Below are 14,450 nucleotides of genomic sequence, written 5' to 3' on the forward strand. Positions count from 1 at the left end.
ACTCCTGACTCCTGACTCCTGACTCCTGACTCCTGACTCCTGAATTCTTACATTTATCCCATTACCAATTACCCATGCCCCATTACCTAACTTGCGATCGCTCTTTTATAAGCTTCATCCAGAACTTCTGATAGTGTAGGATGGGCGTGGACTAAGTAAGCGAGGTCTTTCACCGATTGACGGCGAGCAATTGCTGCTGAGGCTTCGTGAACTAAATCTGATGCGTGCAGTCCGAAAATATGCACACCTAAGACTTCACCTGTGTCTTTACGGTAAATTACCTTAGCAATACCATCGGTTTCGTTTTCTGCTAAAGCTTTAGAATTACCTTTGAAGTAACTCCGACTAGTAGCAATTTCAAAACCTTCAGCTAAACCTAATTCTTGAGCAGCTGTTTCTGTTAAACCCACATAACTAACTTCAGGATGGGTGAAAGCGGCTGCGGGAACGCTGCGATAGTCTACTTTTTTGTTTTTACCCAAGATATTTTCGACAGCAATGATACCTTGACCAGAAGCGGCGTGTGCCAGCATCATCTTCCCATTTGCGTCGCCAATAGCCCAGAGGTGGGGGACAACTTCACCACCTGAAAGCACAGCCATAGCGTCGTCAACAGGAATAAAGTTGCGTTTATCTAGTTCCACACCGACAGAATCTAAACCGAGATTTTTAGTAGCGGGAATCCTGCCTGTAGCTACTAAGCAAGCATCAACTTCCAGAACACCTGCGTCTTCTTTGGTTTGGAAATTGGCTAACTCAATCACAACGGGAGCGCCAGGAATAATCCTTTTTGCGTATATTCCGACTCTGGTTTCAATAGGACGGGGAGCAATTAAAACTCTTTCTGCCAGTTTAGCAATATCACGGTCAAATCCTGGCATTAACACATCCAGGGCTTCAATCATTGTCACTTCACAGCCCAAAGCGGTGTAAATATCAGAAAATTCTAACCCGATGTAACCGCTACCAATAATTGCAATCCAGCTAGGTAGGGACTCTAATTTTACCCCTTGGTCACTGGTGAATACTGTTTTACCATCTACTTCAATTCCGGGAGGAACAAAGGGAACAGAACCGGGGGAGAGAATTATATCTTGCGCTGTGATAGTTTTTTCACCGCTATCTGTAGTCACAGTCACCTTTTGCGTTCCGGTGATTTTTCCCCAACCGCGAATGATATCGACTCCCGACCGTTTGAGACTATTGGTTAGGTCTTTTTGAATTTTAGAAACCAGATCATCGGCATGATTTGCGATCGCTTGCCGATCAAATTCTACATTACCAATTTGAATCCCCAACGATTTCAGGTGGTGGGCATTGCGTAACTCCCGCACCTTTCCAGAAGCCGCCAGCAGCGCCTTAGAGGGAATACAGCCCCGATTTACACAAGTTCCCCCCATGTCTGCTGCTTCGATAATCGCCGTTTTCAGACCATAGTTAACAGCGTGTAGGGCTGCGCCATGTCCACCTACACCCGCGCCGATAATCACTAAATCGTAATCAAATTCAGAACTCACGTTAGTCTCCCCGTTTTTTTAGCCTACTGGTTTTTAACTCTATATCCCCTCTGTGCCAACATTTCAGCCGATGCGTTATTGTTCAGAATGGGGATGACTGGGTAAAATTATAGTTATATTTTGATAATCGGTTTTTCATCACACTGTGCAATTTTAGCGGATTTTCCGATATTTTTGGGTTTTAAATCTCATCCATTTTAAACTCTGGAGCTTTGAATGATTGGTTTGTGTCATTGCGACGTAAGGAAGTAATCGCAAAGCTTTGGTAAAAAAACTACAGTTCTCAAGTTAGACGAGGTTTAGTACAGATGATGCGTTGAATAATTGCTTTATACTACCTATACTTAGGTTAAGTGTATCAATATTCAAAAATATATATTTTTGTTTTAGAAATGCCACAATACGACTTATATCACAATGAAGTTAAAAATGCTTTAATTAAAGATGGATGGGTGATTACTAATGATCCCTTTATATTAGAATACAAGGGTTTGCGCTTGTATGCTGATTTGGGAGCAGAAAAGTTACTAGCTGCCCAGAAGATGTACCAAAAAATTGTAATTGAAATAAAGGTTTTTAACAGTCCTTCTTTAATTACAGAATTAGAAAAAACTTTAGGTCAATATAATATTTATGTTAGTTTAATAAAAAGAATTAATCCAGAACGTAAATTATATTTAGCAATTCCTGAAGCAGCTTATCAAGATTTTTTCCTCAAGCCAGTTATTCAAGATATTTTAAGTGATCAACAACAGATTAATTACATTATTTTTGACCCGCATCAGGAGGTAATTATCCAATGGATAAATTAGAAAAATACAGAAATATAGTAGCTAGTATTGTTGATAAGCACGCTAAATATAAACCCAGTCATGGAAAAATAGAAAGTTTATCTATTTGTGATAGAAAATCTGATAATTATTTGTTGATGGACACAGGTTGGGATCAAACAGGTAGGGTTCATGCAGTGGTGTTTCATCTGCGAATTATTGACGATAAATTTTACATTGAATGGGATGGTACAGAAGGAGGTATAACTACTGAATTACTTGAATTAGGAGTAGTAAAGGATGATATTGTTTTAGGGTTTATTCGTCCTGAATATCGTCAGTTTACAGATTTTTCTGTAGCTTGATATTAGGATTCGTTTGATCATGTTTTAATTTCTTTTAATCCACGTTTGACAGCTTCACTTAATGCAGTAGCTTTTCTTAAAAGCCCTTCCTGATAAATTTGCATGAGTGTTTGTAATTCAGAATGTTCTGACTCTGTGAGAATACCAGCTTGTTGTCTGTCTAGAAATTTACTCAAAAGGCTATCTTCTTCAGATTTAATTTGCAATTTTGTCAAAGCTAAAACTTGCTGATCAGAAAGTGATGATACAGGTTCACAGGTTGCTGCTTCCAAGCTAACAGGTGGGATAGAAAATTGAATAGTATCAACTAAGACGCTTGCTAAATCACGGTTTGCTAAACGTGCGAAGTGTTCAGCTTTTTGATAAACGTCATCTGGTAGAGTAATTGTGATTTGGTTACTCATATTTTTAGATAGTTTTCCTTGATTTTAACATTATCAGGAAGTTAATTTTGTGTATATTCGTTTAAGCTAACCAACTACAATAGAGTATAATTAATTAAAAAGTATGGCGGTTTTTTCTATGAAAGTTCCACTTTTAGAACAAGAAGAAAAACTGGTAACTGTACCTGGCGTTTCTTGGCAACAGTTTAAAAATATTGAAGTGCAGTTACAAGAAAATCATGCTGTGAAATTGGCATATTTAGCAGGGGTGCTGGAAATTATGTCTCCTATTGGTGATAAACATGAATATGTAAAAAAAACGCTGTCTTATTTATTAGAAGCGTACATGAGACATAAAGGTATTCGGTTTTATGGTAGAGGTGGTTTTACTTTAGAAGAATCTGGTTATGCTTCGAGAACACCTGACGAGTCTTATTGTATTGGCACTAATAAAGAAGTTCCTGATATTGTGATTGAAATTATAGTTAGTAGTGGCACAATTAAAAGAACTGAGTTGTATAAACCTAAGAGAGTTCCAGAAGTTTGGTTTTGGAGAAATAATAAAATCCAAATTTTTAGTTTAAAGGCTGTTTTTGAATATGAAGAAGTGAACCGAAGTCGCTTTTTCCCAGATTTGGATAAGGAGTTATTGTTGCAGTTTTTAGCAATTCCTGATCAATATGATGCTGTATCTCAATTTGTTGAGTTGATTAATGGAAAATAAAAATTTATTCTAAATACTTATCCACAAATTCTTGAGGAGTTAGACATTCAAACTCTTTTGTTTCTTCGACTAAACAACGAATTAGTTTATAATTAGCAGAAATAAAACATTGACTTTCACCCTTACTCGCAGTTAAATAAACTCCAATATCTTCACGAGGAATTAATCCTAATTCTTCTATCTTTAGCCATTTATCAACAGTAAAATTTACATAAATAACTTGTAATTGCTGCCAAATTCGAGCAACAATCTGACTACCCCAATCTTTATTATATAAACGTTTATAAACTCGTAAAATCTGATTCAATAGCTCTTCTGAAATTATTATTTCTATAGATGATGTTTGCTGAAAACCAACTGATTCTAATATTTTTCTTTCATAACTATTCTGATTAGCAACGCCAATAATATAAATATTAGTGTCTAAAAATAAACGTTGAGGGATATCATGACTCATTTTGATGCTGTGCTTTTGATAAATATTCCTCAGCCATTTCTCTTTTCACATCTTGAATTAAATCAATAATTTTCTCAGAAGAATTATATCCTGTATTATCTAAGGACTCTTTTACCTGTGTTGCTAATGTTTCTAGAGGAAGTAATGGTTGGTTATGAAAATATTGGTGGGGACTTTTTACAGCAGCTTGTGTTAAGATAAGTTTCATTTCAGCTTCTAGAGTGCGCCCATTTTGTTCGGCTTGATATTTGAGTTTTTCGACTAGGTTGGGTTCTAAGTCATCTATAATTATTTTCATATTGAATATATGGTTTTTGGTTAATTGATATTATAGCATTTTGCTAGGATGTTGTATCTCAATTTATTGAGTTGATTAGTGAGAAATAAAAAAATATACTAGAATAAGTTATGATGCACAGTATTTTTTTAACTTACATCTAAAACCATGTCTGAATCAGTGCAGTATATAACTAATACCCAGGTAGATAGAGTTGGTGTATTGTTAAATTTGGAAACTTACCAACTGCTAACCAACTTATCAGCAGATACTGAATTATTGATTGGTTTGAGTCTCCATGAGTTGCAAGCTTTGGCAGAAACTTCTTTGTCTCATAAAAGTCAAATTCAGTTAGATAAGTTATTAATAAAAAATTCTGAAAATCAATTAACAAATGAGGAATCTGAAACTTTAGACAAATTACTGGCACAGGTTGACCAATTAAATATTCTGAAAACCAGAGCTAGATATACTTTAAACCAACTTCCAGAAAAACCTAACCAATAATTAGATCCTCCAAAATGAACTATATGAAACAAATTAAAATTATTGTCGAAAAACACTTTGATGGTTATATTGCTTATCCCCTTGGTATTCAAGGAGTTATAGTTGGTGAAGGTAATAGTTATGAAGAAGCCTTAGCTGATGTGAAATCAGCTATTAAATGTCATATAGAAGTATTTGGTAAAGAAGTTTTAGAAGATGAATCACCAATTTTAGAGGCTTTTGTAGCGGAAGCTGAGGTGATGATTTAATGTCAATAATTTCTTTGATTCTGTTTTCACTCATAATGTATTTTCTTAAATAATTACGTTGAAAGTCCCAATAATTATATCACGATAGCAATCTCTCTATGTCTCGTCCCAAACGCAATTTTCAACCAGGTTTCTGTTATCACGTTACTACCCGTTGCAATAACCGCGAATTTAGACTTACACGGTTAGAATGTCGGGAAGTGTTTCTTTATGCGATTAAAAAAGCACAACACAAATATGGTTTTAAACTCTATGCACTGTGCATTATGAGTAATCATGTTCATTATCTCCTAGAACCAAAACAGCCAGAAGAATTACCAAAAGTTATGCACTGGTTAAATTGGTACACTGCTATGTGTTTTAATCGGATGATGAACCGTACAGGACATTTTTGGGAAAAGCGATATCACAGTACAGGTTTTGAAAATACAGATTATCGTCGGGCTTTAAATACTTTGCGATATATCCACGCTAACCCAAAAGCAGCAGGAATACAGCAAGGGTTTTTTTATGACTTTAGTAATTATGGCACTCATGACCGCTTGAGTAATGATGGTATTGGTATCACTCAATGGCATCCGGCATTTTTGCAATTGGGGAGAACTCTAGAAGAATGTGCGGCTAAATATCGGCGGTTTTGCAAGAACTATAAACCAAAGGCTAAACCAGAAAAAAGAAACCACTGGGGAAGTCGGTTTTTACCGTCCATGAAGAAAAGCAGTAAGGGTAAGAAGTCACCAGGACAGATGAGTTTACCTTGGGATAAGCAAAAGATAACGGAAAGTACGGAGGTGCAGGAGGTAGCAGAAAAATTTATCCACGCAAATGGCTTTTTTGCCGCAGTGCCAGGTAACGAAAATCTGAAATGTTGATTATAGCGTGGGAAAGGGGGCTGTAATAAATATTTACAAATCTCGGAAAGCTTTAAATGTTACAGTTTACAAGTCTCGATGCGAGAGAAGAGATCTTACACACACTGACTCCGCATAACCCCAAGTGCTGGAAACCCCTATGGGTAAGTGTCCTCTTGGAGATTTTGTATCATAGGTTACTTTTTTCCATCCTACTTTTTCCACAAATTTTCCCCAGGCATCTGAATCATACTTGCCATCAGCCTTACCACCCACGCTCAAGTATATCTCCTTTTGGACGCTGAAACCAAATCGTCCTTCACTGTATTTTACCCACAATTGGTCAATTGTGCGGAGGTCTTGGCATGGGAAATTTAATAGTTCATCACTTGTAAACCATTCACCAGACTTTTTACCTACAGCTTTAATCATTACTTGATAAGTTTCTTTATCTGCTTCCTCCCATTTGTGTGCTGCGAGTAAATCACGTAGTCTAGTGTAATCTATGCCTTTTTCTGAGGACAGTTCAATTGTCCAGGTAATAGCGATAGTTGGGTTGTTTGTTGGGGAATTATTTGCAGACGAAATTAATCTATCGTGAATAGGTTCTATATCCTCATCTCTAAGTTGTAAAAGTTGCTGAAATTCTTTTAACTCATTTCTTGTAATTTGGCTGAGATTTGTTTCATGCTGTAAAGCCTCTTGCAAAGCTTCTTCATACTCTTTCAGATTAGCTTGATATCTACGAATAGGTTCTAAAACTTCATCCTGTATTTGCTTAACTTCATCATTTGATAAACCTAATTCATTTTGATGACGCTTTAAAATTCGATTACCAGTAGGTGAAATTTTACCATTACGTAAATATTTTTCTACTTCCTTGCGATATTTTAATTTAGGATTGCCAATAGGTGCTTTTGCTACCTTAATTTTGAATCCTTCTTCCACAGCATAAATTTTGGGACTCATTGCTGGTGCTGCTTCCTGCACTTTTTTTCTGGCATATTCATGCAATTCATCAACAGAAATCATGCCATCATTATCAGTGTCAGCCGCACCAGTTTCAATACCATTAACAATGTAACGGGTATAGACTGATAGTTCTTCTTCTGCTTGTTCAAAGGAATATTGACTAGAAGAGGAAGAAGTCAAAACTGCCCTACCTTTTCCTCCTAATTCCTTATTAATATCTACATTACTATCATCTTTTGCTTGCATCCCTTCGGCAAAAGCACCACTAAAGCAAGCATCCAGAATAATTACCTGTCGCTGAGAACGACTATTTTCCATAAATCTGTGTATTAAACTAGCAGCAGTAGCACTAGTTTCGACTAAATTACCATTGTCATATTTGTGAGTTTGGCTATTAGTTAAATATAAATTACCGCTATCATCTATAATTCCATGACCTGAGAAATAAAGCAGCAATAAATCATCTTTTTTACGGTTAGCAAAAAGTTTTTCAATCGTATTTTCCAGATCCCATTTTTGGGGATTTGGCATGACTATAATTTCACTTTCAGCAAAACCGCCCATTTCTGGATGCTGTAAAACTCGCTGCATTGCTTCAATATCTTTTACAGCCCCAGCCAGTTGATTTAAACCTGGTTCATATTCACTTACCCCTATCAATAGTGCAATTCTCGCCATTGTTCAGCTTTATTTATTGTTCATAAAATCTTGTGCTTTTTGCCAAGCAAATTCAAATTCTTCTTTACTGCTGGCTTCAACGTTGATTTCCCGACCATCTGGGGCTTTAACATTGAGTTTAATCGGTTTGTTACCCAAGCGTTCTTTTAAAAATCCAAACAATTTCAAAAAATTGGCTGGGTTCACTTGTGCCATTAGCAGTCCGGGTAAAAAACCTCTTCCAGCTTTATTTAGTTCTGGTGGGTTGGGGTCAAGAACGCGGTTAGCGTCTTCTACTTCATCTAGCTTCTGCATTTGACTCAGTAGCTTCTGCACTTCCTGATTCTTTTCGTCGTCGTCTAAGTCTGAATCAGTGAAGGCAATGGTAACTTTAAAATTGGATGTATCTGACATATCACTGAGATATTATTTTATTTTTTTCATAATTATACCAGTATCAGCCCGATAAATTGCGTTAATAAGGTAATTTTTGCCCATTTTTTAGAGCAAAGTATGAATTCTTCCCTTGCAGGAGCTATGATACAGCACTTCCCGGCTATGAGGTACAAGAACCCCACCCCCAACCCCCTCCTCCTTTGGATTCACCAGTCGCCTACGGTGGGAAACCCGCCTACAGCGCTGGTTCACCGCAAGCGATGAGGGGGCTACGATGTACCTTATATAACTGGAAACTGCTGTAACTAATCGGTCAATTCATAATTGAGAAAATTTGATTCTTATACATTCTCAATAAACAAGACTTTCTCCCCAGCAATATCTAACATCGAAAACAGTCGCTACCATTTTCTAAACCGAATCATATTGCTACATAATATAATGAGGATAGAAATTCTATCTTTAGGATTGTCAAGAATGTATCAAACAGATCCGCCACTTTCCCCTAAAGAAACATTACCAACAATGTATGATCTTCCTAGCGAAGACCCGGAGGAACCAGGCTTGCCAGATGAATTTCATTTATTGCAACCACAATTGTTAGCAGAAACATTCCGTCCACCAAATTATCCTACTCAAGAGATATTTACAGGCAGTGATCTGAATCTTTACTATGATTTGCGTCATCCTTCATGGTATAAACGCCCAGATTGGTTTGGCGTTTTAGGTGTACCATATCTGTACGAAAATAGAGATTTAAGATTAAGTTATGTAGTGTGGCAAGAAGGAGTAAGCCCTCATATTATAGTTGAATTACTCTCACCTGGAACAGAAAAAGAAGACTTAGGGCAAGCATTAAGGGATGTTGAAAAACCTCCTGGTAAATGGGAAGTTTATGAACAAATTTTAAGAATACCCTATTACGCTATCTTTGACCGTTATAAATCTGAATTTAGAATGTTTCAGTTAAATGGCGCTCGTTATGCTGAAGTCAATTTATCAGATAATCGGGTTTGGATTCCAGAAATAGAATTAGGTTTAGGAGTGTGGCAAGGCACTTATAAAAATGTGGAAATGCCTTGGTTACGTTGGTATGATCAAGACGGTAATTGGATTTTAACCAGTACAGAAAGAGAAAGACAAAAAGCTGAACAGGAAAGGCAAAAAGCTGAACAAGAAAGGCAGAAAGCTGAACAAGAAAGGCAGAAAACAGAAAGATTAATTGCCCAACTGCTATCGCTTGGTGTTGAACCTGATTTAGATTAGATGTAATATTTTGTTCTCTAATTCCCAGTCTATGACTGGGAATGAATGCTATCTTGATGAAACCTTCCCCTCTTCACGCAATTCTAAATGCGGATATTTATGAACAGGTCGCAAACGCTGACGAATTGTGCCAATGATGATATACAAAATTGGCACAATAAATAAACTTAAAAAAGTCGCAATGAACATTCCCCCAAACACAGCAGTACCCAGAGATTGACGACTACCTGCACCTGCGCCTGTGGCAATTACCAAGGGAAAAATACCCAACAGAGTTGAAAATGCAGTCATCAAAATTGGACGCAAACGCCCTTGTGCTGCTGTGATTGCGGCTTTAGTAATTGATAAACCTTCTTGTTCTTGTAATTGATTGGCAAATTCTACAATTAGAATTGCGTTTTTACTTGCTAAACCAATTAACATTACTAACCCTACTTGGCAAAATACATCATTACTTAAACCTCGGAGTGATTGCGATGCTAAAGCTCCCATAATAGCCAGGGGAACTGCCAACAGAATAATCAACGGGTCTATATAATTTTCATACTGAGCAGATAATACTAAAAAGACGAAAAATAAGCCTAATCCAAAAATGATTGGTGCTTGTCCACCGGATTCTTTTTCTTCGGCGACAATACCTGACCATTCATATGTCATGCTCGTAGGTAAAATCTCTTTTGCGAGTTTTTCCATCGCCTGAGTTGCTTGTCCAGAACTAAAACCAGGAGCCGGAGAACCGTTAATTTCAATTGAGCGTAATAAGTTGTAGTGATTGATGGTTTGCGCTCCAGTTGTTGGAGTCAATTTGACTAGACTACTCAGAGGAATCATCTGATCATTATCAGACCGCACATATAATGAATTGATATCCTTGGGATTTGAGCGGAACTGAGCATCTGCTTGGATATATACCCGATAGGTGCGAGACAGGAAATTAAAGTCGTTGACATATCTTGACCCAAAATAACTTTGTAGGGTTTGAAATATATCATCAATGGAAACTTGCAGAGATTTAGCTTTATTTCGGTCTACTTCAATTAAAATTTGGGGTGTGTTGGCTTTAAAGGTGCTAAATACGGCTTGCAATCCTGGAGTCTGATTTCCCCGCATCATAAACTCACCGACTTTTGCCAGCATGGTATTTAAGCTGTTAGTGCCGGATAGGTCTTGTAACTGAAATTGGAAACCACTAAAACTACCTAAACCACGAATTGAGGGGGGATTAACGGGAAAAACGCTGGCTTCGGTAATTCCTGAAAATGTTCCTCCTAATTTGCCAATCAGGGCTTGTACTGTTTCATTTGGTTTTGTTCGTTCGCTCCAGGGCTTAAGAGTGGTAAAAATTACGCCACTGTTAGCAGTATTGCCACTAAAACTAAAGCCACCAATGGCGAAAGTACCTACTACTTCTGGCAATTTCAGGATTTCGGTTTCTACTTCACTCATGACGTTGCTGGTGTATTTGAGTGATGAACCTTCTGGCCCTTGAATAATGGTGATGAAATAACCTTGGTCTTCGTCGGGTAAAAATGATGTGGGTACGGTCATGTAAAGCCAAGCCGTCACACCCAATAGACCGATAAATGCGATCGCCACAATCCCTTTAATTTTGGTCAAATATCTGACAATTCTCTCATATCCCCGCTGCATGGCATCTAAAAACCAGTTGATTCGACCAAATACCCAGCCGAAAATGCCTCTAGGTTGGGGTTTAGGTCGCAATAGCAAAGCCGAAAGGGAAGGTGTCAAGGTCAGAGCTAAAAAAGTGGAAATAGCGATGGCAAAGGCAATAGTCAGAGCAAATTGTTTATAAATTTGTCCAGTTGAACCAGGGAAAAAGGCTACCGGCACAAATACAGCCATCAGTACCAAAGAGGTGGCAATTACCGCTCCAGTCAATTCATGCATAGCTGCGGATGCGGCCTTACGAGGTGACATTCCCTCTTCTTGAATTAAGCGAGAGATATCTTCAACTACGATAATCGCATCATCAACTACCATCCCTGTTGCTAGGGTTAAACCAAACATGGTCAGGGTGTTGATGGAAAAGTTAAAGGCTTTAACGAAAGCGAAAGTACCAATTAAAGCCAGGGGAATGGTGATGACAGGAATTAAAGTAATCCGCCAATCTTGTAAGAAAACGAAAATTACTAGAACTACCAGAGCGATCGATAGTAATAAAGTTTTTACAACTTCTTCTAAGGAACCTTCGACAATCGTAGTCGTATCAAATGCCACTTGATATTTCATCCCTGGCGGAAAGCTTTGGGACAATCGCTTCATTTCCGCTTTGACTAACCTGGCAACATCTAAAACATTACTGCCTGGTGTGGGAAATATGCCTATCCCTACACCTTCATTAGCCTTAAAACGTAGAAATGAACTGTAATTTTGTGCGCCAAGTTCAGCCCTACCCACATCTTTTAACTTAATTAAACTCCCATCAGCAGTAGTTTTAATGACTAAATTATCAAATTCTTCAGGTTCTATCAGCCGACTAATTGCCCTCAAGTCAATTTGATACATCTGACCATCTGGCGCTGGCTGCTGACCGATTTGCCCCGCACCTACTTGCAAGTTTTGTTCATTGACAGCATCAACAACATCTTGAGTAGTTAGGTTGCGACTAGCAAGTTTATTAGGGTCAAGCCACAAACGCATTGCATAGCGACGTTCACCAAAAATCCGCGCCTCACTGACACCTTTGATCCGTTTGAGGGCATCTGATAAATATAAATCAGCGTAATTACTTAAAAAGACGTTATTAAATTTTTTATCATCACTATACAAACCCATCGCTAACAGGATGTTGTTTGACTGCTTACTAACACTTACTCCTGTTTGTTTCACCGCTTCTGGTAACTGCGGTTCAGCCAAAGAAACCCGATTTTGTACCTCAACTGCGGCAATATCTTTATCTCTTGAGGCATCAAATGTAACGGTGATTGTACTTCCACCATCGTTACTACTGCTCGAAGTCATGTATTTCATGCCTTCGATACCATTAATCTGACGCTCTAAGACCGTTGTCACCGTACTTTCTACAACTTCTGCACTAGCACCAACGTAATTAGCACTGACAAGAATTTGCGTGGGACTAATTTCTGGATACTGTGCTGTGGGCAAAGTCGGAATACTGATTGCCCCTAACAACAAAATGATAATAGCGCAGACACTTGTAAAAACAGGCCGCCTAATAAAAAAATCAACCATAATTAATTGGTAATTGGTAATTAGTGATTGGTAATTGGTAATTGGTAATTGGTAATTGGGGAATAGGTAGAAAGTCTTTTTCCTCTATCTCCAACCCCATTCCTGCTCCCTGCCTCAATTATTCAGCAATGATTGGCACACCATCTCTGAGGTTTTGTATTCCTGAAACAACCAGTTTTTCATCTTCTTTAAGTCCCGAAATCACTTGATAATTATTATCTTTGATATTGCCTAGCTTCACTTGCTTTTGTTTAGCTACTAATTGGGAATTACCATCAGGAGATTTTTCTAATTGAGCTACAAATACGAAGTTTTCACCAGCTATTCGAGATACGGCTGTTGTGGGAATCAAAACTCCAGCACTCTGATCCCAAATAACTTTTGCTCGAATTAATTGATCTGCCCGCAGTAGACCATCGGCATTGCTATAAAGTGCTTTAACTAGTATTGATTGGGAATTATTATTGATACTTGGAGAGATGAAAAATATTTCAGTAGTACCCAGGGTTTGACCTTGGGAACTAATTAATTCTACTGATAATCCTTGACGTAACTGGGAACCTCGTTCTAGTGGAATAGGGATTTTAACTTCTAAAGGTCGATTTTGAGTGATAGTAGCTAATTGTGTAGAAGTACTAGCAAAATCGCCTACTTTCACAGGGATATCACCGACAGTGCCATTAAAGGGGGCAGTAATTTTGTAATATTGAAGTTCTACCTGTTGTTGCCTCACATTGGCATCAGCTTGCGCTAAGGATTTTTCTGCCTGAGAGATGGTGGCTTTTTGGGCTTGAATGCGAGAATCCATCGCTCCTAGTTGGGCTTTCGCGGTAGCCAGCTTATTAGCATATAAGTCTTTTGTTTGACGAGATACCGCTCCTTGTGCAGCTAATTCAGAGTAGCGATTGTAATCTAGTTGGTTTAAACGCACATCAGCAACATTAGATAGGCGTTCTGCTTGCAAGGATTTGAGGGTAGCGCGAGCGTTTTCTAGTTGTGCTTGAGAAGCCTGACCAGCAGCGGATAAACTGTTAACGGCTGCTTGTTGCTGTCTGGCATCAATTTGCATAATGGCTGCACCAGCTACGACAGGATCTCCTGATCTGACAAATATCTGGGCAACTTGACCCTGAATTCTGGGTTGGAGATTGACTGAACGCCTAGATTCTAGACTGGCAATATATTCTGTAGAATCTTCAACTCTGCCTGTTTGCACTGTCGATAGTTTGACTTTTACTGCTGGGGGTTGAACGTTAGCTGCGGCTGGAGTTTGGTTATCAGGAGTTAGCAACTTCCAAGCGATCGCACTTCCACCCCCAATTAATAGCACTAGAGCTAACAATAAGCGTAGCCACCGTCTTGATTGTGGCGGTGGCTCAAATGATGGCTGGGGAATATCTTCAAAATCAGTTTGAGGCTCAGGAGATGTCATGGCTGATAGAAAGTTGAGGAATGAATATTTAAAACTCTATCTGGAACTGTATTATATTGATTTTGAAATTCCTCATTTAGCATGAGGTTTTAGCAAAAATTATGTGTTAGCTCATCTCAATATACAAGGTTTATAATTTTTGACAATCTACCGGAAGGTTAATTATATAGTTAATATAGTTAATTATCTTCAGATTTGATTTCTGATAGCTTGCATGGTGTAGGCATATTTGCTCGTAGAGGTAGGGAACAGAAAAGATGATGCCAACCATGTTTTTTACTGGTAGTAATTGGGAACTATAGAATTATAGGAACGGACAGGGTGGTTAGGACATCAATAAAATGATGAAAATCTTGCTAAAAGAGGGTTTTAGTCCTGAAGTTTGACTCCTGACTGCTGCTATAAAGTCAATTTC

At 38.1% G+C, this 14,450-nt stretch carries 15 protein-coding genes; 7 read left to right on the top strand and 8 right to left on the bottom strand.

Annotation, left to right across the window (positions count from 1 at the left end):
- Window positions 1-86 precede the first annotated feature (86 nt).
- Window positions 87-1,517, bottom strand: coding sequence for a dihydrolipoyl dehydrogenase (gene lpdA, locus VB713_RS25015; protein ID WP_323314200.1), 1,431 nt, complete (start codon window positions 1,515-1,517; stop codon window positions 87-89).
- A gap of 392 nt (window positions 1,518-1,909) precedes the next feature.
- Here lpdA and VB713_RS25020 point away from each other — a divergent pair, with 392 nt between their 5' ends.
- Together VB713_RS25020 and VB713_RS25025 are read left to right on the top strand one after the other, a co-directional pair.
- The gene (locus VB713_RS25020) at window positions 1,910-2,329 is read left to right on the top strand and encodes an element excision factor XisH family protein (protein ID WP_323314201.1); all 420 of its coding nucleotides are present in this window, start codon (window positions 1,910-1,912) and stop codon (window positions 2,327-2,329) included.
- A complete protein-coding gene (locus VB713_RS25025; protein WP_323314202.1) occupies window positions 2,317-2,652 on the top strand; it encodes a XisI protein in 336 nt (111 codons plus the stop codon). The genes VB713_RS25020 and VB713_RS25025 overlap by 13 nt, the downstream gene beginning before the upstream one ends.
- A 17-nt stretch (window positions 2,653-2,669) precedes the next feature.
- On the opposite strand, the gene VB713_RS25030 is transcribed toward VB713_RS25025, so the two are convergent.
- Window positions 2,670-3,056, bottom strand: coding sequence for a hypothetical protein (locus VB713_RS25030; RefSeq protein WP_323314203.1), 387 nt, complete (start codon window positions 3,054-3,056; stop codon window positions 2,670-2,672).
- 118 nt (window positions 3,057-3,174) lie between these two features.
- On the opposite strand from VB713_RS25030, the gene VB713_RS25035 reads away from it, so the two are divergent.
- Window positions 3,175-3,759: a Uma2 family endonuclease gene (locus VB713_RS25035; RefSeq protein ID WP_323314204.1), complete on the top strand. Its 585-nt coding sequence runs from the start codon at window positions 3,175-3,177 to the stop codon at window positions 3,757-3,759.
- A gap of 4 nt (window positions 3,760-3,763) precedes the next feature.
- Here VB713_RS25035 and VB713_RS25040 read toward each other — a convergent pair whose 3' ends face one another.
- The gene (locus VB713_RS25040) at window positions 3,764-4,216 is read right to left on the bottom strand and encodes a hypothetical protein (protein ID WP_323314205.1); all 453 of its coding nucleotides are present in this window, start codon (window positions 4,214-4,216) and stop codon (window positions 3,764-3,766) included.
- Window positions 4,206-4,514, bottom strand: a complete 309-nt coding sequence (locus tag VB713_RS25045) for a FitA-like ribbon-helix-helix domain-containing protein (protein ID WP_323314206.1) — start codon at window positions 4,512-4,514, stop codon at window positions 4,206-4,208. Before VB713_RS25045 ends, VB713_RS25040 begins: the two co-directional genes overlap by 11 nt.
- Window positions 4,515-4,661: 147 nt before the next feature.
- On the opposite strand from VB713_RS25045, the gene VB713_RS25050 reads away from it, so the two are divergent.
- The 3 genes from VB713_RS25050 to VB713_RS25060 all read left to right on the top strand — a co-directional run bounded on the left by VB713_RS25050 (window position 4,662) and on the right by VB713_RS25060 (window position 6,120).
- Window positions 4,662-5,000 (top strand): hypothetical protein, encoded by a 339-nt coding sequence (locus VB713_RS25050; protein WP_323314207.1) that lies wholly within the window; start codon window positions 4,662-4,664, stop codon window positions 4,998-5,000.
- 23 nt (window positions 5,001-5,023) lie between these two features.
- Complete coding sequence (locus VB713_RS25055; protein ID WP_168643025.1) at window positions 5,024-5,248, top strand: type II toxin-antitoxin system HicB family antitoxin; 225 nt, start codon at window positions 5,024-5,026, stop codon at window positions 5,246-5,248.
- A 98-nt stretch (window positions 5,249-5,346) separates the two neighbouring features.
- Entirely contained in the window at window positions 5,347-6,120 is a 774-nt protein-coding gene (locus VB713_RS25060; protein WP_323314208.1) for a transposase, read from the top strand.
- A gap of 66 nt (window positions 6,121-6,186) precedes the next feature.
- Here the strand turns inward: VB713_RS25060 and VB713_RS25065 are convergent, their stop codons facing one another.
- Together VB713_RS25065 and VB713_RS25070 are read right to left on the bottom strand one after the other, a co-directional pair.
- Complete coding sequence (locus VB713_RS25065) at window positions 6,187-7,749, bottom strand: caspase, EACC1-associated type (protein ID WP_323314209.1); 1,563 nt, start codon at window positions 7,747-7,749, stop codon at window positions 6,187-6,189.
- Window positions 7,750-7,758: 9 nt separating this feature from the next.
- Window positions 7,759-8,142 (bottom strand): hypothetical protein, encoded by a 384-nt coding sequence (locus tag VB713_RS25070; protein WP_323314210.1) that lies wholly within the window; start codon window positions 8,140-8,142, stop codon window positions 7,759-7,761.
- A 459-nt stretch (window positions 8,143-8,601) separates the two neighbouring features.
- On the opposite strand from VB713_RS25070, the gene VB713_RS25075 reads away from it, so the two are divergent.
- Window positions 8,602-9,390 carry a DUF874 family protein gene (locus tag VB713_RS25075; RefSeq protein WP_323314211.1) on the top strand — a complete coding sequence of 263 codons (789 nt, stop codon included), beginning with the start codon at window positions 8,602-8,604 and terminating at the stop codon, window positions 9,388-9,390.
- A 48-nt stretch (window positions 9,391-9,438) separates the two neighbouring features.
- On the opposite strand, the gene VB713_RS25080 is transcribed toward VB713_RS25075, so the two are convergent.
- Together VB713_RS25080 and VB713_RS25085 are read right to left on the bottom strand one after the other, a co-directional pair.
- Window positions 9,439-12,606: an efflux RND transporter permease subunit gene (locus VB713_RS25080; RefSeq protein ID WP_323314229.1), complete on the bottom strand. Its 3,168-nt coding sequence runs from the start codon at window positions 12,604-12,606 to the stop codon at window positions 9,439-9,441.
- 115 nt (window positions 12,607-12,721) lie between these two features.
- A complete protein-coding gene (locus VB713_RS25085; protein WP_323314212.1) occupies window positions 12,722-14,035 on the bottom strand; it encodes an efflux RND transporter periplasmic adaptor subunit in 1,314 nt (437 codons plus the stop codon).
- Window positions 14,036-14,450: the final 415 nt, after the last annotated feature.

It is taken from the genome of Anabaena cylindrica UHCC 0172, assembly GCF_034931625.1.
In the GTDB taxonomy this organism is placed as follows: domain Bacteria; phylum Cyanobacteriota; class Cyanobacteriia; order Cyanobacteriales; family Nostocaceae; genus Anabaena; species Anabaena cylindrica_A.

Excerpts from the sequence above, each read along its gene's own strand:
- VB713_RS25045 (WP_323314206.1), bottom strand. The coding sequence starts at position 4,514 with ATGAAAATAATTATAGATGACTTAGAACCCAACCTAGTCGAAAAACTC.
- VB713_RS25070 (WP_323314210.1), bottom strand. The coding sequence starts at position 8,142 with ATGTCAGATACATCCAATTTTAAAGTTACCATTGCCTTCACTGATTCA.
- VB713_RS25020 (WP_323314201.1), top strand. The coding sequence starts at position 1,910 with ATGCCACAATACGACTTATATCACAATGAAGTTAAAAATGCTTTAATT.
- VB713_RS25085 (WP_323314212.1), bottom strand. The coding sequence starts at position 14,035 with ATGACATCTCCTGAGCCTCAAACTGATTTTGAAGATATTCCCCAGCCA.
- VB713_RS25035 (WP_323314204.1), top strand. The coding sequence starts at position 3,175 with ATGAAAGTTCCACTTTTAGAACAAGAAGAAAAACTGGTAACTGTACCT.
- VB713_RS25065 (WP_323314209.1), bottom strand. The coding sequence starts at position 7,749 with ATGGCGAGAATTGCACTATTGATAGGGGTAAGTGAATATGAACCAGGT.
- VB713_RS25030 (WP_323314203.1), bottom strand. The coding sequence starts at position 3,056 with ATGAGTAACCAAATCACAATTACTCTACCAGATGACGTTTATCAAAAA.
- VB713_RS25050 (WP_323314207.1), top strand. The coding sequence starts at position 4,662 with ATGTCTGAATCAGTGCAGTATATAACTAATACCCAGGTAGATAGAGTT.
- VB713_RS25025 (WP_323314202.1), top strand. The coding sequence starts at position 2,317 with ATGGATAAATTAGAAAAATACAGAAATATAGTAGCTAGTATTGTTGAT.
- VB713_RS25075 (WP_323314211.1), top strand. The coding sequence starts at position 8,602 with ATGTATCAAACAGATCCGCCACTTTCCCCTAAAGAAACATTACCAACA.
- VB713_RS25040 (WP_323314205.1), bottom strand. The coding sequence starts at position 4,216 with ATGAGTCATGATATCCCTCAACGTTTATTTTTAGACACTAATATTTAT.
- VB713_RS25055 (WP_168643025.1), top strand. The coding sequence starts at position 5,024 with ATGAAACAAATTAAAATTATTGTCGAAAAACACTTTGATGGTTATATT.
- VB713_RS25060 (WP_323314208.1), top strand. The coding sequence starts at position 5,347 with ATGTCTCGTCCCAAACGCAATTTTCAACCAGGTTTCTGTTATCACGTT.